A 21,970-nucleotide genomic window follows, 5' to 3' on the forward strand; every position below is an offset into this window, starting at 1 on the left:
AAACCATAAAATTAAACACCCATCTCCGAGCAAGACTTATTTAACACATGATCCTCCTTTATTATATTGGCTATAAAGGATACAACCACCTCCGATCAAAATGATTCCTCCGGCAAATAAAGAAAATTTGGCTAAAGGACTCCAGCCCTTTGCAGATGAGGGCTTACCTCTCTTCGCACAGGGGAGATCTTCAATATCCTCATCACTTTCTAGGAAGTCGATCGCTTTACTCAGCAATTTGTTGAATTCGCTTTTTTGGAGTTCATCATGACACTCATCTAATGAAATACCAAAAATACTCTCCGGTTTTTCCTTTCTCAACCGTGTTACTATGTTTAAGCTTAATTCATATTCATCCTCTGCAGAATGAGTGGGTAACCCCGTCTCCTCTTCATTTAATTCTAATCCAAAGTGCTTTTCTTTATTAGAAATACAAATTCCTGTTGGACTTGGCGCCTGGGAAACTTGAGGAGCTCGCGGAATTGTTTCAAAAAAATCACAGGAATTTTCTTCACTCAATACAAACGATACGGTATTTTCAAAAAAATTAGTCCCGCCTTGGGAAACGGTGGAAGATAACATCACACCGCATTGAGGATGAAGCAGGCTAGAAAAGTCAGTTGCATAAGATGCACTAAAGCAACTTCCAAAGATTATGCTGTTGATCACAACTTCCCTTTTTATGAGGCAATTATGGATTTCCTCAACATGTTGTGTTTTCAGAGCAGATAACATGCCATTCCATTTATGCTTAGGCCATCCATGCCCTCCTCCAATATAGAGTACGTGTAACTGTTGGTCTTGGCTTAATTCTCTTTCCAAATTTTCTTTAACATACTGACTCTCTTTACGTCCACATGAATCCTCATCTACTTTATTCGAATAAATAATCAGTGAAGTATTTTGCTCTTTGGCCTTTTTATTTAAGTACCTACGAATGTTTTTGATTTTTTGGTTTTCCAGGTCACTTTTTGGGGTATCAAGATTTGCTCTAAGTAGATCACCTATTTCATGAAGAGGATTGGGATGTGAGAAACACTTGGATTTCAGTTTTGGCCACAATTGATAATTGAGCGTATCTACTGTTTGGTGATTTAAATGGTTTTTTAGCTCAGCTAATTTTACCCCACAAAGATAGCCTTCTCGCGCTTCATCCTCGGTAATTTTTGAAATTTCTTTTTCAAAACGACTTCCATCGGTTTTTTTTGCAACAAGATACCATTTGTTTCCATCCTGTTCATCACACACGAGTCGTATTTCATTTTTTACAGCAGGAACATCCTCAACGACACATTTCTCAAAACCAGGCCTCACCGCAAACTTTGCAATAGAAGTACTTGTTTCATTACGTTCATAATATATCTTTGCAAGTTCAAGAAATTGTTTCACTCCTGCATGTGCTTTTGCAATCGCTGAATCAAAATCCATCCCTTTCGTAATTCCTGCCAACATCAAAATACTTAAAATATCCTTATCTTCTAAACTCGCCGTATTTAACAAAAATAAATTACTCATACCACTATTGCCCCTCTATACTTCTTTTTTCTATTAAAAAAACACAGGTTAACAAAAAAACATTAAGGGTTTATTAAACACAATAAGAATTATAATTAAGCACAAATGGGTGTGTAGTTTGGAGTACCGCGGGAAATTGCTGGAGTAAGCCAATGCCTTCTAATGGAGCAAAATGTCACGTGTAACCACCCTGGGGGGTTAAGCCGTTTGTCCAGGAAGATAGTCTTCAATAGTCTGCCCTATTGTTAATTTGGATAATGCAGGGAAGAAAACTTAATCCGAACTAAGTTTTTCAAAATAAAACCATTGATTGCTAAGCGGATTGCTAAAAACTTACCTGCCCGGCAATAATCTAAAATAATGAGTATAATTAATAAATATTCACTGCAACAAGGATGTTTTTTATGTATGAAGATCTGACTGTTCCTTATCAAGCGCCCAAAGATGTAGCTTCGTTACAGCTGGGAGGCATTCTTGCTGAGGATAAGGTGTTAGAAAATGCCCCCGTTAATCTCGTACTCAAATCATTTAACCGCCATGGCTTGATTGCTGGAGCAACCGGTAGTGGGAAAACAAAAACCATACAAGTGCTTTCTGAGCAATTGTCCTTAGCTGGAGTTCCTTGCCTGGTGATGGATATTAAAGGTGATGTCTCTGGTTTGGCAATGCCAGGAGAAGTCAATCCAGGTATTGAGAAACGGTGTAAATCCTTGCACTTATCCTTTACTCCCCGCGCTTTCCCTGTAGAGTTGTATACCCTAAGCAGCGTTCCAGGAGTTCCTTTACGTGCAAAGATTTCTGATTTTGGTGCCTTACTCTTTTCAAGGATGTTAGGGATTAACGAAACTCAGGCGGGTGTTGTCACGATTCTTTTTGAATATGCTAAAGACACCGCGATGCCGCTCATTGATCTGCAGGATTTTAAAGCTTTATTGCAATACGTACAAAGTAAAGAAGGTAATGCAGAAATAGAGTCACAATATGGCAGCGTTGCTGCAGCTTCTATTGGTTCCATTATGCGCAAAATTGTTGAATTGGAATCACAAGGTGGTGAAGATTTTTTTGGTGAGCCCGCATTTAAAATTGAGGATTTATTACAATATAACGGAAACGGCCAGGGAATTATCTCCGTTATTCGTTTAATGGACATGCAGGATCGACCCCAGTTGTTTTCAACATTTATGTTAAAGTTGCTTACCGATATTTACCGTCAACTACCTGAGTTAGGCGATCCCGATAAGCCAAAATTAGTTTTATTTATTGACGAAGCACATTTGATCTTCAAAAATGCCAGTAAAGCCTTATTAAGTACATTAGATACCATTGTTAAATTAATTCGCTCAAAAGGCGTAGGCTTAATTTTTTGCACGCAAACACCTAACGATATTCCCGAGGCTGTTTTAGGGCAACTCGGATTGAAAATTCAGCATGCCCTGCGTGCGTTTACAGCAAAAGATCGGCAAGCAATGAAATTAGTTGCGCAAAACTTCCCTCCATCAACCCATTATGATACAGAGAATATGTTAACTTCTTTAGGCATTGGTGAGGCTCTTTTGAGCGCTCTTGACGCAGAAGGAGAACCCACTCCGTTAATTCACTGTTTGATGCGGCCGCCAGAGTCAAGAATGGGGGTATTAACTGAGGTTGAAGTCCAGCAGTTGCTTAACAAATCTCTTTTGTTTCAACGCTATTCTCGCCGGGAAAACTCTCCCTCTGCTGCCGAAATGCTTGCAGCAAAAAAACAAAGCACAACAATGGAGATGCCCCAGCCTTCACAAGAAAAAACCACACCATCAGAACCTTCTATATTCGTAACAATGAGTAAAAATACTCTAGTGAGACAAGTCATTCGGGATTTTTTTCGGTGGATACTAAAAAATTTGACCAAGCGTGGACGCTAACATAAGGTCGAATTCCTCCGCCCCATTTATTAAATAAGAAATTAACAGCAGGATGAATCAAGGCCCAGCCTGCTACTGGATTTTTATTGCATGTTCCCTTACTCTGAATCAAAACACAAAATAATTTCAGGGAAAAGCATGAAATCGATAATCATATTTGGTGCAAGTGGGATGATTGGGCAAGGAGTATTACGCGAGAGTTTGCTAGATAGCCAAATCGAGAAAGTCATCATCGTTGTGCGAAATCCTTTAGGTCAATCTCATCCTAAACTGCATGAGATCGTACAAAAAGACTTGTTCGACTATAAGAATATCGAGGACCAGTTGGTTCATATCGATGCATGTTATTTCTGCCTAGGCACACCTTCGGCTGGAAAAACAGAAGCAGAGTACGCGCGGATCACCAAAGAGTTAACCTTAATAGCCGCACAGACCTTATTGAGATTGAATCCTCAACTTACTTTTATCTACGTTTCTGGTGAAGGAGCAGATAGCAGTGAAACGAGTCCAATGATGTGGGCGCGTGTCCGGGGCCAAACTGAAAATGAATTACTCAAGATGCCCTTTAAGCAGGTTTTCATCTTTCGTCCGGGAATAATTCAACCCCTGGATGGAATTCAGAGCAGAACTCGTTTATATCGCTTAGGGTATAGTATGCTAAAACCTCTATTACCCATTTTGCGCTATTTTTTACCTGGATTTATCTCTTCAACCCAATTGTTAGGACAGGCGATGTTAAAAATCACCCGCAATGGCTATAACAAATCTATTTTAAAAACTAAAGACTTTTACCTTCTGAGTTTATCCGAATAGAAAAATAAGCAATCGCAGTACGTAGAGAAACTTAAGTGGTACATGATAAATTTAAAAAACTGACGATCGTTCAGGGTCTGTATACCTGCGGTATCGTCAGTTTTGAGAAACCTCCACTAAATTTTTCGCCTACCTACCACGCTTAATTTCTTCGTCTACGTACCGCGCTTTATGCGCGGTATCCAGGGATCTTTCTATAGAAATGCTCAGCGGCATCTTAAAATATCGTTCTGGATACCGCGCATAAAGCGCGGTACGTAGGAAAGCAGTACGTAGAGAAACTTAAGTGGTACATGATAAATTTAAAAAACTGACGATCGTTCAGGGTCTGTTTACCTGAGGTATCGTCAGTTTTGAGAAACCTCCACTAAATTTTTCGCCTACCTACCGCGCTTAATTTCTTCGTCTACGTACCGCGCTTTATGCGCGGTATCCAGGGATCTTGCTATAGAAATGCTCAGCGGCATCTTAAAATATCGTTCTGGATACCGCGCATAAAGCACGGTACGTAGGAGTAAAGCTGGACTGGTTTTTCCGATGTGTAGAAGATTCCATTGCGACTAATTAATCTCCTAATTTTATTTCCTCCTTTACGCGTCGCTTTTTACCCAATCTGTTCTTAAAAATTTTCCTTAACTTAAATTTGCAAAAAATGTATCATCAATGAAAATTTAAACAGAGCTTTTTAAGAGAATACGATGTCACTAGCAGAAATATATGCAGAAGAATCCAAAGATTTCGAACAAAGAGTGAAAAAAATATCGAAAACCGCAAAAGAAATTCTGTCAAAATATCCCCATGATTTTGATGAGGGACTCGTGATCTTTGCAGTTCGGTCTATACTAAGAGCTAATAAGATAGATGCCTATGACGAAATTCCAGAAGCCAGGTTGTCAGAAATACTTAATGCGAAAACACTCTTTAATGCAATTCTTGCTGACTATTTTTCAGCGCTTGATGAGCAGCTCTTTCGACAGTCAAATTGGCTTCAGAAAAATGATGTACCTACAGAAAAGGATTACATTAATTTACGTAGCCAATTTTTAAGTGATTTGTATGCTGTTCGGGAAAAAAAATTTGAGGGGCATTCTATTGAGGAAGCAATTCGATTTAAGTTAAAACAAGTCCAAGAATTAAGTGATGTAATAGTAAAAACCGATATAGAAAGCCTTAAAGATCATCAAACACTAAAGACCATGGAAGTTATTTCCAGCTTATTAAAATTATTTTGTATGGCCATTTTTTCTCCGCTTTATTTCGATCCCATAATTGCAAACAAATGCAGTATGGGAAATGCATTCGGTACCATTTGGTCAGGAAAATCATTAAACACGATTCACATGGAGCATTTGAAAGCCAAATCTGAACAACTGGAACAAGCATGCAACATAGTAAGTAAGGCTTTAGCAATTTCGCCCGATAATCTTAGTGAAGATACCGTCTCAATAATGCGTAACTAACAGGATTTTACTCAATTCCTGTCTGTTATTTATCAAAATCATGATAACAACATTCTTGAATAACTCCAGGATGGAGCACATTGATGCCGTCAAGTGAATGTTCTAACGTTAAAGCAAGAAGATGGAACATACCCAATCTTCTTGCTTATTTCTTACTTCGGACTCAATACAGAAAAATAAGAACTATTCGCTATATGATGTTCCGTAGCCTTTTCTAGATGATGCTCACTTGCATACTGAGCAATTTTCATCATTGCTTCATTTTGTATGGCGGCCATTTTTCGATGCGTCGTTTTTTCGAAAGATTGGATCTGTTTGGGTTCTAGCTTAGGAAAAAAAAGTCCTTGCCGCTGTCCTGATGCTAAGATTTTTGCAGCTTTTCTGATTGCTACAAAATCCTTAGCACCTTCATCAATCATCTTGGGCAATGAAGGCGAGCAGGGGGTTCCCCCTAAATCCTCTGCTAAAGCTATAGAATTGATCGGATCGCTGATGATGCTATCAAAATTTAATTGATCCAATTGCTTACTATTCGCCAAACATCGTGCAGCACTAGTCAGCGTTTTAACATATTTCAACTTGGGTATTACCTTATGAAAATTAGATATATCCAAGAGATTTGTTGACTTCATTATTTCGCATAATTGAAGCAAAGAATCATCAGTTAATTCAGCTTTACACACTGCAGCAACAACTGCATCAGTAGGCAGTTTAATTCTGCCGTTAGCCGCTCCAAGTTTATTATTTGAATGATGTATTAGCGAGTTTTCTTGTAAGTACTCAATAACTTTTGCTACCTTGTCAGCACTTTGAGGATATTGATCTAATCCGTCATAGGCTGCATCAACAGTGCAGTTGAGATGGCTCAATTGAATCATGGCCTGTGCTAACCCAATAGCATGTTCAGGATGAGAACAAATAACATCTGGTGTTTGATTATTGAAAAGCTTTGCCTTTTTAAGCAGCACCACTGCTTCAGCAACTCGATCAGGATATTGAGTGGCAAAAGCCAGATTTAACGCATCCTCTTCCAAACTTTCTTGATTTAAGATAGCCACAGCATTGACTAATGCCATGCCCTCATTGGATCGGACAAATAGTGTTTCTAGAATCAGAGGCAGTAACTCAGGTTTGATGGTCATTTCTTTTAGCTTATCCGTAGCACACTTTATAGCGAATCTATCTCTATCAACACTTAAAATATAGTGCAAATAAGGCTGCAGCTCCCAACCTGCATATTTAAAATTGCTGATAATTTCTTCGGCAAAAGCACACTTATCGAGTATGCCATCAACAGCAAACAACCGATTTAAGCTATCTTGCGTATCAGGAAGACGATCTAACAATTTATAAAAATGATGGGGATTTTTTAATTGGATAATGTTAAGAACATTATCATTATTGAATAATTCCGGGTTAATCCTATATAACGTTTCCAATGCCTGTTTCATACTAAAAAGCTGTTTCGCTTTGCTTAATAGCGGCACCACATCATCTGTATTCATGCCGTGACGATTAAGTAGGCTGAGTGTTTCAAAAAAAATCAAATCATCCCCTGCGGATGCAAACTTCTCAAAATATTGGAACATCTCTACTAATCGCTCTGGTTTTGCCATCATTCCTGCTGCATGCAGTACGATTGTCATGTCAGAAGAGGAAAGTTTTTTGCCAATAGAGGCCAATAATGGTGCGATTGCTTTGGCGTGTGTATGATTTTTCTCCAAAAACGCAACATGTTCAGCGGTAAGTTGTTTCTGATTGTTTAAACTGTCTAATGCTTCATAACCCCCGAAATAACCAACAAGCTTTCTAAAGATAATACTGCTCAATGAGTCGCCATCCCTATCCTTCTTATCAAGCAAAATATTGGCTAATTCTAAAAGTAACGATGGGGATAAGGTATCGATACTCTCAAGTTTTTGGGTACAAAATTCACGCAGCACTTTAATATGCGACTCATCCATCAACACCCTAAAATATCCTTTTTTTCGATCATAACGACTCATTTGCTTCTTTACAGTTTCTGCCTTCATCGACTAATCCTTTTGTTGTTACTCCTGTTTTACCCCTCGACATCATACTGCAGCAATAAATAAATAAACAGGCAAAATGCCTATTCTTATCAAAGATCAACAACAAAGCTTAAAGGCCACAAAAAATAAAAATGACTAATAGAAAAATTGTCTCTAGTGTACGCAACTGTCCCTTATATTGATGCAACGATAGCTTATTTAATAATCATAAAAATAATTTAATAATCACTTAATTATAATATTGTACAATTATGTAGTGCTCAAATTTTTTAAGCCTACACCATGAATAGCAAGGAACAAAAACACGAAGTGATTTCAACCGATGAAAAAAAATTAAGTGATTTTCAATCAATAGCACCAAAATCGGAAGGCAAGAGATGGGGGTTTGTTGGAAAATACAGCAATGGGGATGAAAGCACGTATGTAGTTAAACGTGAACTCGGCGGTTATGAGACTGTACTCACAAAAGCTGAAAATGACATGATCGTATTAGAATGTCTGAGCGCTACTTTAATAAAATTGATTTTAGGTGATACTTTTGCAGCAGAAACATTTCCCATAAAACTTGATTGTGAGTCCTTTCCTCGCCATATAAAATCAGGTGAAGGGGGTGCATTAGTTACTGAAACACTTCCTATTGATCCTTTATCGAACTACGGATTAGCATCGAAAATACTGAGTGCTACTGGTTATCAACGATCTAAAAAAGTAATTTCCAATGAAGAGGAATTGGTAGCATTATCCTTAGTAGTTCGCATACTTGGTGTCACCGATGTGAAACAAGAGCATTTAATACCTCATTATAGGGAAGAAGGTCATTGCTTAAAGAAACATACGGCCATTATTGATTGTGCTGCAGATCTAAATGGACATACCTTATCTTTAGATGCTCTCTTGGCTGGTAATAAAAAAATTCATCCTATTATACCCAAAGATTATGGCATCGTTTTAAAAATACTTAATCATATAATAGAGATTGAGTCTGATTTGATTCACGCTGTAGATAATTATAAACACATTCAAGTATCTGAATTGTGTGAAAATTCCATCTTAAAAACTAAGTTACACCAGACTGTTTCTCATATAAAGGAGTGCATACCGCAATTAGAAATGATAATTCAATCTGCCATCCCAAATGGAGATTTAAAATTAGACCACTATGCTTACAAGGAGTTAGCTCGATTATTGGAAAAATTTCCTGAAAAATATCGACTTCAAATTTTAATTAGCAATTTAGATGTTTTTAAGAAAGAAGATGAAGAGGAGCAAGAAGACATTTTAAAGCTTCTTCCAGAAGAAGATCGTAAAATTTTTAGAGAATGTATAAAAGGTGAAAATCAACCGACACCATCAATTACCACAAGTCATTATTCTTTTTTCAGCAATGACAAAAATGATAAAACATCGCCTTCCTTCAGTCCATCGGCGAGTATCTGATATTCAAACTAAAATAATGACTCATTAAAATAATGAGTCATTATTTTAGTTTAGAATTTTATGCCAAGCTGATTACCAAGACCCCAATGAAAATTAAAAGCCCACCAATAATGACGGAAAAATTCACATGCGCTTGATTAAACAAAAACCAAGTAAAAATAATGGTAAATAAGGGATAAGTTAATTCGACAATCCCTGCAATCGTAGCATTTTTAAGAGTAATGGATGCAGCAATGAAATAACTGGCGATGAGTACAATTGCAATCTCGGCTATTGTTAATAAAAGCAAGCCAGAGTCTGTGCTTAATACCTCAACGTCTTTTTTCATCGTAGTAAAAAAAGAAATGCCGGTAAACAATATAGCCCCAATGGTCATTTCTAATGCCAATAAGGTAATAGGGGAAATGCTGCTTAATATTTTTTCAGCTAAAGCGTAATTAAATCCCCATAAGATGGCAGCAAAAATAGCAAAGGTGAACCACATGATTTACTCCCTAAAGACAAACTTTCTTTGATTTTTTTTATTTTGAACCAGAGCCAGCCTTACTAAGATCGAAGCTAGATCTCAAAATAATCTGGGTATTATAACATCAAATAGATAAAAAATCAATCACTTATCGAAAAATACATATGGAGAGGGGTCTTATGCCCTGTCCTAATAAATCAGAAATAAGTAAAATATTAATAACACTACAGAGGTAAATTGCAGGGAAATTATAATGAGTCATGCCTTAAAAATTAGATTTGCAACAGCATCGGATACACCTTTAATTTTAGAGTTTATTAAAGAGTTAGCTGAATATGAGCGATTACTGCATGAGGTAGTCGCTACTGAAGAGCAATTGTTGAAAACTCTGTTTGGTTCTAAGGCTTATGCTGAAGTCATTATTGGTTATCTTGAGAAAAAACCAGTGAGTTTTGCTTTATTCTTTCATAATTACTCAACATTCTTAGCAAAACCAGGTCTTTATTTGGAAGATTTATATGTTAAGCCCGAAGCACGCGGTCAGGGCATAGGACAAATTATGCTGGCTTACCTGGCTAAGTTAGCTAAGGAGAGAGGTTGTGGACGTTTTGAATGGTGGGTATTGGATTGGAATGAAACTGCGATTAAGTTTTATGAAAAGCTTGGTGCCAAACCTATGGACGAATGGACAGTACATCGAGTTAGTGGTCAAGCATTAGATGAGTTAGCCGCCAGCTATACGTAATTGGCGCCGATGCAATGCTAACTTGAATATTTTATTCTATTCAAGTAAATTGCCTTAACTCATTGGCTAAGGGCTTAGCAAGAAATATGCATCAAATTATTCAGACACTTTTTTTTATTGGATTTTTTGTTATAGCATTCATTATAGCATTACCTTGTAAGCGTCTCTTTAATATAAGTGACGCGAAAGATCATCGATATCAGCATTTAGATGGCGTAAGAGGGTTGGCTGCATTGGGTGTTGTAGCATGTCATGTGAATCATCATCTACTTGCTTATTTTGGTATCGCTGGCATACCCCTAATTGGAAATCGCATAGGGTTTATTAGTGTGCAGTTATTTTTTGCTTTAACTGCCTACTTATTTACTAAAAAAGCATTGGAAAATAAACTCGACCCCGCTTCTTTTTATATGGCAAGGGTAAGACGAATAGCCCCTCTTTATCTTTTTGTTGCCTCAATAACCATTCTTGTATGTTTTTACCTGTCCGTAAAAACATCGAATGACTTCTCTCTGCATTTTAAAGGAATTATCGATATATTTTCATATGGCTTTTTAGGTGAGGGGGTACTCCATTTTGGTAGTATCAATGCGTTGGCCTTTATTGGTATTGCATGGACTTTAAGTTATGAATGGAAATTTTATTTAGTCCTCCCCCCTTTATATTTTCTATATCGTCAGTCCACATTCATGGCGATTACAATCGTTTTATCTGTTCTTCTATTGGCTTTTCGTGATTTATACACTTTAGGCAATGCGTCATGGCCGTTTTTTATCATTGGTAGTTTTGGCGCATGGTTAATGTGTCATTATCCAAGCTTACGGAATTCAAAGATAAAACCCTTTTTAGGGACTATTATACCATTGTTAGCGCTTCTCTTATCTCTCATAACACCCGGCCAATTCGATTTCAAACACTTTTTTCTAACAGGATTTTTATTTCTCAGCATTCTCATCGCAGAACCTAAAATATTAACTTACAAGCCTTTACTCTTTCTTGGCCGGATAAGCTACAGTATTTATCTTCTTCAATACCTTGTAATATTCCCCGTTCAGCTATTCGCCTCAATGCATCCTATGGCACTACTCGCGCATCCAATACAAAAATTTATAGTATGCTTTAGCATGGGCATCGCCTTAATTCCGGCAGCTACTTTTACTTATAAATTTATTGAACTGCCGGGGATGGAGGGGACTTTTTGGAGCCAATTTGCTTTTATAAAAAATTTATTGCGGAGAAGAGACAGGTTGCTCACTGAATAATTCAACCCTAAAGGCTTATGAATAATTGAACGAACATGCTATGAGCAGCAATAACATTGCCTGGCTGCTTACAACCAGGATTGCAACTTAATCTTTTCAATGCAACTAAAATAAAGAACTCAGCAGTACCTTACTGGATACCGCGCATAAAGCGCGGTACGTAGAAGGGTTTAAATGAAAACTGACACCCATCAGGCAAGCTCTCCCAAATAAACACGTTTTAAACCTCTTAAAATTTTTGCTAAGATGATTTCATCTTTTTTTAATGTATCCAAATACTCTTAATGCCTAAGCAATCAATTAAAAAACCCTCATTTTTTGGAATGAATTTTGAAGATGTATTTACTGAAGAAAATATATTTACACAGGATTTAAAGAAAAGTGCATTAACAACAAATCCCACCCCAATTCCTGAAATTGATTTAGTATACGTGCTCGCCGCCAGAACAACTGTTTTAAGCCAGATTGCTGATGTGGAATTAATTCAACAAGGTAAAAGAAAAGAAGAGGAGTTTGATCGTGTAGATGACATTCATCGCATGAAACTTGGTATTGAGATTGCAACGCAAGTATGTGCGCTGCGTGCCGGTAAAATGCCTGAAGAATTAAGCGAAAATGATTACGTCATTCCTATTTTTTATAATGGGAGAAAAATCCATAATGAAGACTTAAAAAGAGCCTTAAGAGATCACAAGCTTCAGAAAAAATTAGGTCGCGAACCACTTCCTTATTATCCGGCGGGATTATTCACAATCGCCCCCCTTTATAATCCCAGGAAAAATAACATAGGTCAAAATACTGTGGCACAAGCGCAATCGTTTCGCCATTACCTCGAACATCACGCTCATAAACACATCGCGGTTGTTTCCAGTGCCTTCCATTTACCCCGCGTCGCCAGAACTTTGGGCCTGGACTCTCCGCAAATGGATGATTCTTTTATGGATCAGGAAGCAGAATTAAGCTCGACTCATTCTCTGAGCGATATACAGTTGTACTTGTATGGTGTACACAAAAATGAAGCGCGAAACGGCATCAAGCTGGATCTTATCGGAGAAAATGATGCCATGCAGAATTATTCTTCTGGCAATAATCCATCGATTTCCAGGGATCTCAGCAGGAATGTATTTTTTACGAATGAGGAGATTCTTGCATATAAAAGTTTGGCTAAAGCCAGATTCTGGAGCAAACATACACAGGGGGGCACTCATCAAATCACTGCAACTGAAGAAAAGACTGAACCCTGTAAGACAAGCTTATAGTTAGTTTCCCCAAGTAACATTCAATTCAGGTAAATCAATTAAATCAAATCGTACATAAACTAAAGTATCTGTCACTGCTCCTGTAACGGGCTTTACACGATTTGATTTCATAATCGATTCAAGTTGATATCCTAAACGCTCTGGAATCTTCTTACTCCGTTCATTATCTATATCACAAGTAATTGTTATTCGTTTTACTTTTAATGCGTGAAAAGCATATTGGGTAATGGCATTTATTGCTTCGGTCATTAATCCCTGCCCCGCATATTTTTTGCGGATCCAATATCCGGTTTCTACACAAGGAACGTCCCAATTTATATCATGAAAACCCGTTGCGCCAATGAAGTCATTGGTTTTTTTATCTAAAATTAATAACATGAGTTCAGGATCTTCCTTTTTTATAAATACCCAATTTGCAGCTTCCCGTCTTACAATTTCTTCAGAGTCGTCTCGTGATGGTTTTTCATTTGCCCAAGGCATAAACATATTTAATAAATCGAAACTCTCTAAAACTGCAGTATTTAACATGATGCCATCACCTCGTTTGGGTGGCCTCAATAAAAGTCTTGGCGTCTCGATTGGTATTGGTAAATCAATTAATGAAGGATTGATTTTTTTCATATCAGAACTCACTCTTAGGAAATTATTTGGCTTTTCTTTTTTAACACAATATTTAAACGACAAAATATATCAACACAAAAAACATGATTTTATTAACCAACAAATTAATAAATATAATTCGTTTGATTGAAAGGCCTTGTTTATTACACGTTCTTTATTTATTAAAGATTGGATACCAAACAACAGCAAGTAATGCTTATAACATAGGGCATAAAGGCGTATGGTTTGAATCTAAAAATAAAAATTACTTCTTTTCACTCACGGGTTAAGTATGGGAAAACATTCCTTTACCCACTTACGGGAATAAAAATAGTAATCCTTATCAAAAACCCGTTCTGCTAACTACGGATAAAGTTACATCCCTGCGGATAGATCCCTCCATTTTTATTGACCATGCACCAGCGGATCATTCTATATTGGGAAAACACTTAAAAACTTTTAGCGGCTAGTCAGAAATTAAAACGATTCATGTAAATACAAGATGTTGAGATTTTTTATGCCATCGAGCATGAAGAAAGTAAATAAAAGACGCAACTGTTATTTTTAGACATGCCCCAAATAAGAAAGGTCAAACTCCAATTAACCAAGCTTCTTTAGGATTGAAATAAAAACTTAAAAATAAAAACCCACAAAATAAAATTGAGGATTCATTAAAAGAAAAACGACTCCATATCTGTAAGTAATTTTGAGGTTTTGTGAAAGGCAGTAATCGGGGCAATAAAAATGAAGAAATAAGAAATCCAAAATAGTAGCCTGCATAAGGCGCTAAATACCATTTATTATTCGACGCTCCTTCAGCCAAAATCGGCAAACCAAAAGAAGCCAAAATTAAATAGATAAGAATTACTCCCGCAGCCCTTTTCTCTAAAAAGATAACGAGTATTGAAATGCTTAAACTTTGTAATGACATCTCGATAGAGGTTGCAGGAATCGGGAGTTTCTTTAAGGCCATTAATATGACAAATAACAATCCCATTAGGATTAAAAATAAATTAGACCCTTTGTGAGAGGACTTTTTCATTCACCGTTACCTTTTTCAATGCTAAATGTAATCGATTTTAGACTAAGGGAGTTAACATAGAAAGATTAATGAGTAAGATGATTATCGTACCACCATCCGACCTTCCTACGTACCGCGACGGGTTCGCGGTATCCATAGAGGATGTAATGGAAGAAAAGATTCTAAACGCGGCAGAAGATCGTTCTGGATACCGCGCATGAAGCGCGGTACGTAGGCAGTGGAGTCAGAAAGGCTGAGGTTTTTTATAATAAATCCCCAGTTTTTTTGCCATCCACCCATTATCGGGAAAAGTTGTTCCCGGTACTTCCCAAACTCCTGTTGCAAAAGCGCCTGCGCCCCATAAAATTGAAAATACATGAGCATCAACAGCTGCTTTTAATTGGTCGGAATTATTATGAGCCCAATTAAAGTTGTTTAAAGTCAAACACTGAATCGCATTTTTACCAGCGCACAAACTATACCCTTTGGATAAATGGGCAATATCGACATTAATCCAGGAAGCAATATTGCTTAAATCCGCTTGCAAGTTTTGGTCACCAAAAAAATACACCGGAGCAGAACCCTCTTCATGAGCTTCTAAAACAGGCTCATTCTGGGTAGGTATATGGGCTGCAGGGATTTGCCATAACATGGCAGGTATATAATTTTTGCCTGCTTGTTGTCCTAATCCTTCACTAATTTGTTTGGTCATTGTTAAAAAATTCTGCCAGGCAACATCATTGTAAAACGTTGCCTGATTCATGAGTAAACTGGGAAATTTACTGCTGTAATCATCAGCGCCATAGCGATCAAAATAAATAAAATCAGGTTTGTATTTATTGGTAAATAATTCAAAACTCTTTAAGTCGGCCAGAACCTTATCAACATAGGGCTGTACAGCAGTTGGGCCCTGATGGATCCACCATCCCCCCTCTGGCACTGCAGAAATATTTTCATGAACGCCAAGTGCGACATGCGGTCCAAAGTATTTGGCCATCCAGTTTTGAGCGTGTAACCAACCATTAAAATTATCTGAGAAATCAGGGAAGTTACTATTTGGGGTTGCCGCGGAACAAAGGGGCATCACATAATCATTAATACACGTGGAAAAAGCTTGGCCCGCAGTATAATTATCCGTTTTCGACTTTAACCATACCAACAAATCAGTTGGAGTACCACGAGCTATTACCTGTTTATTATCCCAGCCATAAGTGCAATTGGGTGTGTTCAAGGCATTGTAGTCCATTTTTTTAGTCATGATGCAATAAGCATTCGAAATCGCTTGACCAACGGGTATGTTTAAAGACTGTACTGTTTCTACACGATTTGTATTCCCGAGGTAGCCAAGCATATCTGGGTTTAATAATATGGTTCCATAGGTTCCTGTATTGCTATATGCATTATCTTCCAACGTTTTAGACAAGAACATGAGATTAAAGAAATGTTTTGTGAGATCGTCTAAATGAGTCACGCTGTCTGTATTCCAGCCTCCGCTGAGTTGCCAGCCGTATTCAACTAAAACAGGATTAACAGGATGGCCGGTATTCGTTTTTATATTTTTGGCCATGTTCATCATATTCCAAATTTTATAAGGGGTTTCTATTTTTCCAGGATCCCCGTCACCTCCTGCACCATTATAGGTAAATACTGAATCAATTCGAATATTAGTCGGTTCTTGCGGCGCTCCATTCGTTATGGTTCCCATGGCTAAGTAATTTGGCCAACCCGAAACCGTAGCCTTATTTTGGGTCTGGCCATAAGAAGGACTTGAGGTGATGAAAAGAAGCAAAAAATTAAGAACCATTTTTTTCATTGAATATTTCCCCAATACTTATTCATTAGAGAAAACAGCAGTGACAAAATATAATTTGTTGATGATTTCACTGAATGAATTAATAATTAAAAAGATTCAAATTATACTATAATTAATCATTTTGATCCAAAAATGATTCTTTTTAAATGCTTACTGTCCCTACACTGGAGATTATCCCGCTCTTTTGCAGTATGTTCTGGCATCCTGATTGCTTGCAACTGAATCTTCTACACATCGCTGAAAAACCAGTCCAGCGCTACTCCCGACGTCTTGGGGGTTACAGGATCCAGAAGATTTGCACTAAAACACTGGACCCCGCGGACAAGCCCTGAACGATCATCAGTTTTTTAAATTTATCATGTACCACTTAAGTTTCTCTACGTACCGCTTAAATTTCTCCACGTACTGCTTTCCTACGTAGCGCGCTTTATGCGCGGTATCCAGAACGATATTTTAAGATGCCGCGGAGCATTTCTAGAGCAAGATCCCCTGGATACCGCGCATAAAGCGCGGTACGTAGACGAAGAAATTAAGCGCGGGGCGTAGGGAGAGATAGGATCAATTAAAATTACAAGGTTCTTTCAGAGGTCTTGTTTTCATTAATTGTCTTTTTGAGGATTTCTTTTTTATCTGGCCATTGCTGAATTAATGACTTATTCAACTGGGAACAATGTTCAGCAAACCAAGGCCCTACTTGTACCAAGATCAAAGGTATTTTAGGTTTGATACAGGTTTCAAATTCTTTCCGCGCCTCTTTTTTACACAGATCCTTGTTGTCGAGACAGCTTTTTATAATATCATCAGTTAATTGCTGCCAATTTTCTGGTGGGGCCACTCCCAGAAAGGATTCTGTCATCATTTTTGACAGGATATTTTGACTGATCGATGCGAATTTTTTGGGATCAATTTTTTCTTCGCAAAACTCATGCCGTAAGAGCTCATTGATTTGTTTCCCAATCTGTTCAACTTCATTCATATTAAAACATGGGGTTAAGTTAGTACCCGATTGCGGTGCAGCATTTGCAGTGAGTAAATTGCTGCTGAAACCAAGAACTAAACCAATTAATATCCTTATCATGTCTTCATCCTTAATCGTTTCCTTAAATAAATATAGAAGAAAAATCAGGAACATTCTATTTCGGGTAGCTCCTGATGGCACGCAATCAGGGTACGTTTCTGATGAGGTATTCATCTCCATACATCAGATTTTAGATATTAAATGTTGGATATTTATGCATTTTTAAAAATTATATTGGTTTCATAAGCATGGATATCAAGATTAAAGCCAATTACTTCAACACTCTAAATTACAATTCAGAAGAAGCTTTCATCTCCTGAGATTCAAGATATTTCATCAGTGAGGTATAGCGTGGTAAAACATAACTTAAAGAATGCATTTTAGAAGATTGAAAGAAAGAGTGATGATGCACATCTCCTTTATTTAAAATTAATTCTACCTCTTTATCTAATTTCATTTCCGTTTCATGCCAACCGGATGCATCATGCACTAACATGGGTAAGGCGGTAGCCTTAGAAGATAACGCCTGATTTAATTGACGGCTGTATACTCTTAACTGGAATCTTAAAGGGTCAGCTAAACATGTTTCAGCGCTATAACCTAAGGTATATAACTTATTTGTTTCTTTGGGCGTTACGCCTGGAGTAGCAATTTCTTTAAAATCATTAAAAGAAAAAACCTGAGGTACTTTTTTTAAATAATTATAAACTACTGTCCCTTCATTGCTCTCAATAACTCTATGTTTACCGGATGAGGGAACTTCAGAAAAACCCATTTCCTCCAAAGCCGTCAGAATTTTTTGATCAAGCTCTCCCTTACCCGGTTTTTTTATTAAATCAATGGTAAATTCGCCATCCATAAGAGCAACTTCACCCTTAATGAATGACAAATCAGTATCTGAATCAACATGAGTTAAACTGACATTGCCTTTTTTATCAGCAATAATTATTGCCACACATCCTTCTAACCCGACGGTAGCTGGGAATCCTTTTTGAGCCGCCATTTTTCTCACTGTTTCATTTTGCCCCGCAATCCACATCACTCTAGGCTCACGTTCAGTCATTTTATTTTCATACATTTTTATCTTCTCATAAAATTATTTAGATATGCTTAAGCATACTCAACCTAGCCTTTTATTTATTCATTATAGATAAAAATAAATCTCATATAAACCTGAATTCAATTCCCTAGTTCGCTTATTCTGGTCTGCTACCAATTTGAGGCGACCCGTTCGAAAGAAAAGGAAACAGACTTACCATAATATGTACACAGTGGCATAAAAAATCAATACGTTGGCGCGGTACATGATGGCTCAGAAAACAATCATATCCAGCATTTCGCATGGGTTCCAGCTAACTGGTAAACTCATCTGCGGAAGGAGGGTTAGATGACCACAACATTTTTATTTTAAAATTACCATGCCCAGGATCAGACGATATCGCTAAACTGCCATCTTCCAAGGTCTTAAGGCTGAACGTAATTTTGAGTTCCTTGGGTTTCTTCTTTGTCGGTATTTTATCGACTGAATCAACAAAGGTACGAATGACTTCGGGTAAGACGGATAAAGAGTCTTTGAAATTACCGCTCCCTTCTCCAGTGCTTCCTTCTTCTACTTCAATGAGAATAGAAGTATTGCTTCCAGCAAATGATTTATATTTAGGCATTGTCGTCGTCATCCTCAGTAGTTCCGGCTTCAAGATCCGGCAATTCCATGTCACTTTGCAACCATACAAGTGTGGTTGGAACCTTAAACATCCAGGCCTCAGGGTCATCTGGTGCGATGACTATATCCTCATTGATATCACCAATCATACTTTCATTTTGTAATTCAGCAACGTACTCTTTATAGAGTTTAAATTCTGCATCTGTATTATCTTCTACACCCGGGGCAACAATCGTTCCGGAGGGGTCAGGCGGATCAAATTGCGGCATATCACCTCCAGGCCACATTTTACCGGTCAGTTGGTAAAAGAGGACTGCTTTGGTTGCCTCAATACGAACAGGGACAAGCACTCGGGCAGCACCAGCACGTAAAAAATCTGCAAACAAGGGGTCGTTATCTTTAATTGGATAAATATCAAGCCAATATTTTTTCCTCCCCCAGTAATAGGGATAAAACTCATAGCTCATGTTCTTCCAATCAAAGGATTGTTCCAAAAATTGAATTTCCGGAGTCATTTCCAAAGCATTATCTACATGAATTTCCGGATAATTATTTGGGACATTAGCATTGGTATTGTGAGTTATTCCGGGTACGGCATTGTATTTAAAACCGGTCCACAGGGTAATACATCCTTTTTTTAGTTCTTCTCTTTCAATTGTACGATTAAGAAGTGGATTGTTTCCTCCAATTTCAACACCCTCTTGCACCTGTGCTGCTGCAAGGCGTTCTTCATATTCAAGTCTTTTTTTGTTGTAGGCAGCAATAATCGTTTGATATGTTTTAAGCCGCCATTCATCTTCATATTCCTGGGTTAATTTGCAAACAATCGCAATACTTATCATCAAAGAACCAATTCCATGCCCCCGCACACCAACAGGAAACATGCCGCTGATCGCGGGTATGCTTACCCCATTTGAAGTGGACTCCTTCTCATCACGACTGAGCACATGTACCGAGCGGTGGATTGAAAAGCGATAAACGTCTCCTGCTCCTCCAAAGGTATAATACCAAGAGCTGCTGCCGTAAACGTATCCGGGAGGAATTTCCAATTCATTGTCTGTGAACACCCATTGTTCTTCTGACTTTAATTCACGTCCTATGACCCGAGAAGCAATTATTTCTTTTCTCGGCGGGGGGGCTATCCCATCCGCACCATAGCTTTGAGCTAAAGCAAGGTAGTTGGTACGGGTAATATGGTGAGGACCTAACGGTTCATTTGTAACTGGGTCGGCTGGTGGCAAGGGTTCTTCAGGCAGTATTTCATTATCAAGCGTATGGTGGCGTGAAAAAATATAAAATGCAGCAGGCTCAGGTATCATAAATTCATAATATAAACGTTTTCCATAGTTCACTACTTTGGCCCGGTAATATTTATCAACCCAGCGATAAATACCACTTTTATTTTCGCCGTCCGTATTCTCAAACTGATGATAATTTTTTTCTTCAAATTCATCTAAAGTTCGGATGACGCGTTCCTCCCGAACACGTTCAACCAAGCTCTCTAAGGAGTGTTCCACCACTTCCTTGGCGTAATTGATTGCATTAAGATCAGATTCGGTTTTAGAGTTGCTTGTAGAAAATTGTGTTGAGACACCGATTTGCACGGGTCCAAACCCAGCCGAAATTTCGGCACCTATCTGAAACCGTGTTTCAGATTGAATGGTTTTTTGAGTTTCCTGCTGCATCTCAAATCGCTCGGTCGTTTGTAGATCCCGTTTACTCTCTTCCGTGCGTTCAAACTCACTGGTAATCGTTTCTTCTGTTTGTCGTAAACGCCGATGATGACGGCCACGGCTTTCGGTCGCCATAACATTCTCGATATGAGCAACTTCTCCTGCAGCATAGCGAACGAGCGTTTGCTTCACTACTTTTAAATCGGCAATGCCAATGGGTTTAATCTTTGATTTGGTCATTTGATGCATCCTTTCTTCGTACTATTACAGGGACACCCCTAACCAAGGTAACTCGTTTTGTATACTCTAATTTAAAAACTTCACTCTCCAGTTCCGCTTCTTGTCTTTCTAATAAAGAACTGAGTTGGGTTGCGTCATGCGTATCCAAAGAGATACCCAAATGTTCCAAAGTCTTTGCCGCATCGCTGCCAATTTCTTTAGCCGTTAGGATCCAGGGTGCTTTTCGAGTGCTGGTTGAGCCCCCAGAATCTGGAATAGGTTTGGTTTTTTCTGATTCTTCTTTTTCGGTAACTTCAGCCAGTTTGGCATGAAATACTTTGACGATTTGTGCGCGCGTAGCTTGCAATTGTGCGATTGTCTTTCTTGTCTCAGCAATTTTAGTGCTGATGCTCGCAGGGATTGAACTACTGCCTGTATGCTGCTCCGATTCTTCGGTATCTTCCGTTTTTACTGCCCGCACCAATTGATTGGGCACGGCAAAAGACCACTTATTAAAACCATCGATTAAATCCTTAAATTCATCTCCAGCCACCAGCCGTTCTAAAAAATGCCAGAATCTAAGCCAGAATTCGAGTACAGGACGATCTTGAGCGCGTCTCGTGATTAAGGCAATATTACTGTAATAACTATGCCATAATTGTTCTTTGAGCTGCTTAAATTCCTTACCCCCTACAAAATGTTCCAAGGAATTAAAACTCGAATTAATTTGTTTTAATAAAGGAGTAAAAAAGGATTTAAATTGGGCTTCGTTTTCAGAGATTTTTAAAAGACGCTGAATTTCTGCCTGTCGCGCTAAAAAAGGTTGCCAATTGGGCGAACGCAGAAAATAAGTGGATGAATCCATAAAATCATTGGAAACACGACGCCGTGCGTCGTCCAAAGAAACATCATTTGTGGCGAGCCCTGTTATGCGATTCACCCATTGATGACTTTCAAAATTAATGGTCCGCCCTGGGGTTGATTCCTCAACTTCAGGATTTCTTATTACAGCAAATTTGAATAAAATTTCTGTTTTCATCATTTTGATTTATGTCTCATCCTGAGACTTTAT

The 21,970-nt window shown here is 38.1% G+C and carries 18 protein-coding genes; 7 read left to right on the forward strand and 11 right to left on the reverse strand.

Features of this window, described 5'->3' with window-relative positions; all coding sequences use genetic code 11:
- Positions 1-36: 36 nt before the first annotated feature.
- The gene (locus tag FOLKNPGA_RS16250; protein ID WP_182350864.1) at positions 37-1,515 is read right to left on the reverse strand and encodes a hypothetical protein; all 1,479 of its coding nucleotides are present in this window, start codon (positions 1,513-1,515) and stop codon (positions 37-39) included.
- 404 nt (positions 1,516-1,919) lie between these two features.
- Between FOLKNPGA_RS16250 and FOLKNPGA_RS16255 the strand changes: the two genes are divergently transcribed.
- From FOLKNPGA_RS16255 to FOLKNPGA_RS16265, 3 genes are all read left to right on the forward strand, one after another.
- Positions 1,920-3,416, forward strand: coding sequence for a helicase HerA-like domain-containing protein (locus FOLKNPGA_RS16255; protein WP_182350865.1), 1,497 nt, complete (start codon positions 1,920-1,922; stop codon positions 3,414-3,416).
- 138 nt (positions 3,417-3,554) lie between these two features.
- Positions 3,555-4,229, forward strand: coding sequence for an NAD-dependent epimerase/dehydratase family protein (locus FOLKNPGA_RS16260; protein ID WP_182350866.1), 675 nt, complete (start codon positions 3,555-3,557; stop codon positions 4,227-4,229).
- A 698-nt stretch (positions 4,230-4,927) separates the two neighbouring features.
- The gene (locus tag FOLKNPGA_RS16265) at positions 4,928-5,689 is read left to right on the forward strand and encodes a hypothetical protein (protein WP_182350867.1); all 762 of its coding nucleotides are present in this window, start codon (positions 4,928-4,930) and stop codon (positions 5,687-5,689) included.
- A 152-nt stretch (positions 5,690-5,841) separates the two neighbouring features.
- Here the strand turns inward: FOLKNPGA_RS16265 and FOLKNPGA_RS16270 are convergent, their stop codons facing one another.
- Positions 5,842-7,722: a hypothetical protein gene (locus tag FOLKNPGA_RS16270; protein WP_182350868.1), complete on the reverse strand. Its 1,881-nt coding sequence runs from the start codon at positions 7,720-7,722 to the stop codon at positions 5,842-5,844.
- A 282-nt stretch (positions 7,723-8,004) separates the two neighbouring features.
- Here FOLKNPGA_RS16270 and FOLKNPGA_RS16275 point away from each other — a divergent pair, with 282 nt between their 5' ends.
- A complete protein-coding gene (locus FOLKNPGA_RS16275) occupies positions 8,005-9,159 on the forward strand; it encodes a hypothetical protein (protein WP_182350869.1) in 1,155 nt (384 codons plus the stop codon).
- 58 nt (positions 9,160-9,217) lie between these two features.
- On the opposite strand, the gene FOLKNPGA_RS16280 is transcribed toward FOLKNPGA_RS16275, so the two are convergent.
- On the reverse strand, positions 9,218-9,643 hold the full coding sequence (locus FOLKNPGA_RS16280; protein WP_182350870.1) for a DMT family transporter: 426 nt from the start codon (positions 9,641-9,643) through the stop codon (positions 9,218-9,220).
- A gap of 235 nt (positions 9,644-9,878) precedes the next feature.
- On the opposite strand from FOLKNPGA_RS16280, the gene FOLKNPGA_RS16285 reads away from it, so the two are divergent.
- From FOLKNPGA_RS16285 to FOLKNPGA_RS16295, 3 genes are all read left to right on the forward strand, one after another.
- Positions 9,879-10,370 carry a GNAT family N-acetyltransferase gene (locus FOLKNPGA_RS16285; RefSeq protein WP_182350871.1) on the forward strand — a complete coding sequence of 164 codons (492 nt, stop codon included), beginning with the start codon at positions 9,879-9,881 and terminating at the stop codon, positions 10,368-10,370.
- Positions 10,371-10,456: 86 nt separating this feature from the next.
- On the forward strand, positions 10,457-11,632 hold the full coding sequence (locus FOLKNPGA_RS16290) for an acyltransferase (protein WP_182350872.1): 1,176 nt from the start codon (positions 10,457-10,459) through the stop codon (positions 11,630-11,632).
- Between the two features lie 284 nt (positions 11,633-11,916).
- Positions 11,917-12,891, forward strand: coding sequence for a hypothetical protein (locus FOLKNPGA_RS16295; protein ID WP_182350873.1), 975 nt, complete (start codon positions 11,917-11,919; stop codon positions 12,889-12,891).
- On the opposite strand, the gene FOLKNPGA_RS16300 is transcribed toward FOLKNPGA_RS16295, so the two are convergent.
- From FOLKNPGA_RS16300 to FOLKNPGA_RS16335, 8 genes are all read right to left on the reverse strand, one after another.
- Positions 12,892-13,512: a GNAT family N-acetyltransferase gene (locus FOLKNPGA_RS16300; RefSeq protein ID WP_182350874.1), complete on the reverse strand. Its 621-nt coding sequence runs from the start codon at positions 13,510-13,512 to the stop codon at positions 12,892-12,894.
- 568 nt (positions 13,513-14,080) lie between these two features.
- Positions 14,081-14,533 carry a biotin transporter BioY gene (locus FOLKNPGA_RS16305; protein WP_182350875.1) on the reverse strand — a complete coding sequence of 151 codons (453 nt, stop codon included), beginning with the start codon at positions 14,531-14,533 and terminating at the stop codon, positions 14,081-14,083.
- Positions 14,534-14,756: 223 nt separating this feature from the next.
- Positions 14,757-16,325 (reverse strand): hypothetical protein, encoded by a 1,569-nt coding sequence (locus FOLKNPGA_RS16310; protein ID WP_182350876.1) that lies wholly within the window; start codon positions 16,323-16,325, stop codon positions 14,757-14,759.
- Between the two features lie 568 nt (positions 16,326-16,893).
- Entirely contained in the window at positions 16,894-17,403 is a 510-nt protein-coding gene (locus tag FOLKNPGA_RS16315; RefSeq protein ID WP_182350877.1) for a hypothetical protein, read from the reverse strand.
- Positions 17,404-17,632: 229 nt separating this feature from the next.
- Positions 17,633-18,421, reverse strand: coding sequence for a hypothetical protein (locus FOLKNPGA_RS16320; protein ID WP_182350878.1), 789 nt, complete (start codon positions 18,419-18,421; stop codon positions 17,633-17,635).
- A 274-nt stretch (positions 18,422-18,695) separates the two neighbouring features.
- On the reverse strand, positions 18,696-19,007 hold the full coding sequence (locus FOLKNPGA_RS16325; RefSeq protein ID WP_182350879.1) for a CU044_2847 family protein: 312 nt from the start codon (positions 19,005-19,007) through the stop codon (positions 18,696-18,698).
- Positions 19,000-20,919: a hypothetical protein gene (locus FOLKNPGA_RS16330; protein ID WP_182350880.1), complete on the reverse strand. Its 1,920-nt coding sequence runs from the start codon at positions 20,917-20,919 to the stop codon at positions 19,000-19,002. The genes FOLKNPGA_RS16325 and FOLKNPGA_RS16330 overlap by 8 nt, the downstream gene beginning before the upstream one ends.
- Complete coding sequence (locus FOLKNPGA_RS16335; RefSeq protein ID WP_182350881.1) at positions 20,900-21,940, reverse strand: hypothetical protein; 1,041 nt, start codon at positions 21,938-21,940, stop codon at positions 20,900-20,902. Before FOLKNPGA_RS16335 ends, FOLKNPGA_RS16330 begins: the two co-directional genes overlap by 20 nt.
- Positions 21,941-21,970: the final 30 nt, after the last annotated feature.

Source organism: Legionella sp. PC1000, assembly GCF_014109805.1.
Classification (GTDB): domain Bacteria; phylum Pseudomonadota; class Gammaproteobacteria; order Legionellales; family Legionellaceae; genus Legionella; species Legionella resiliens.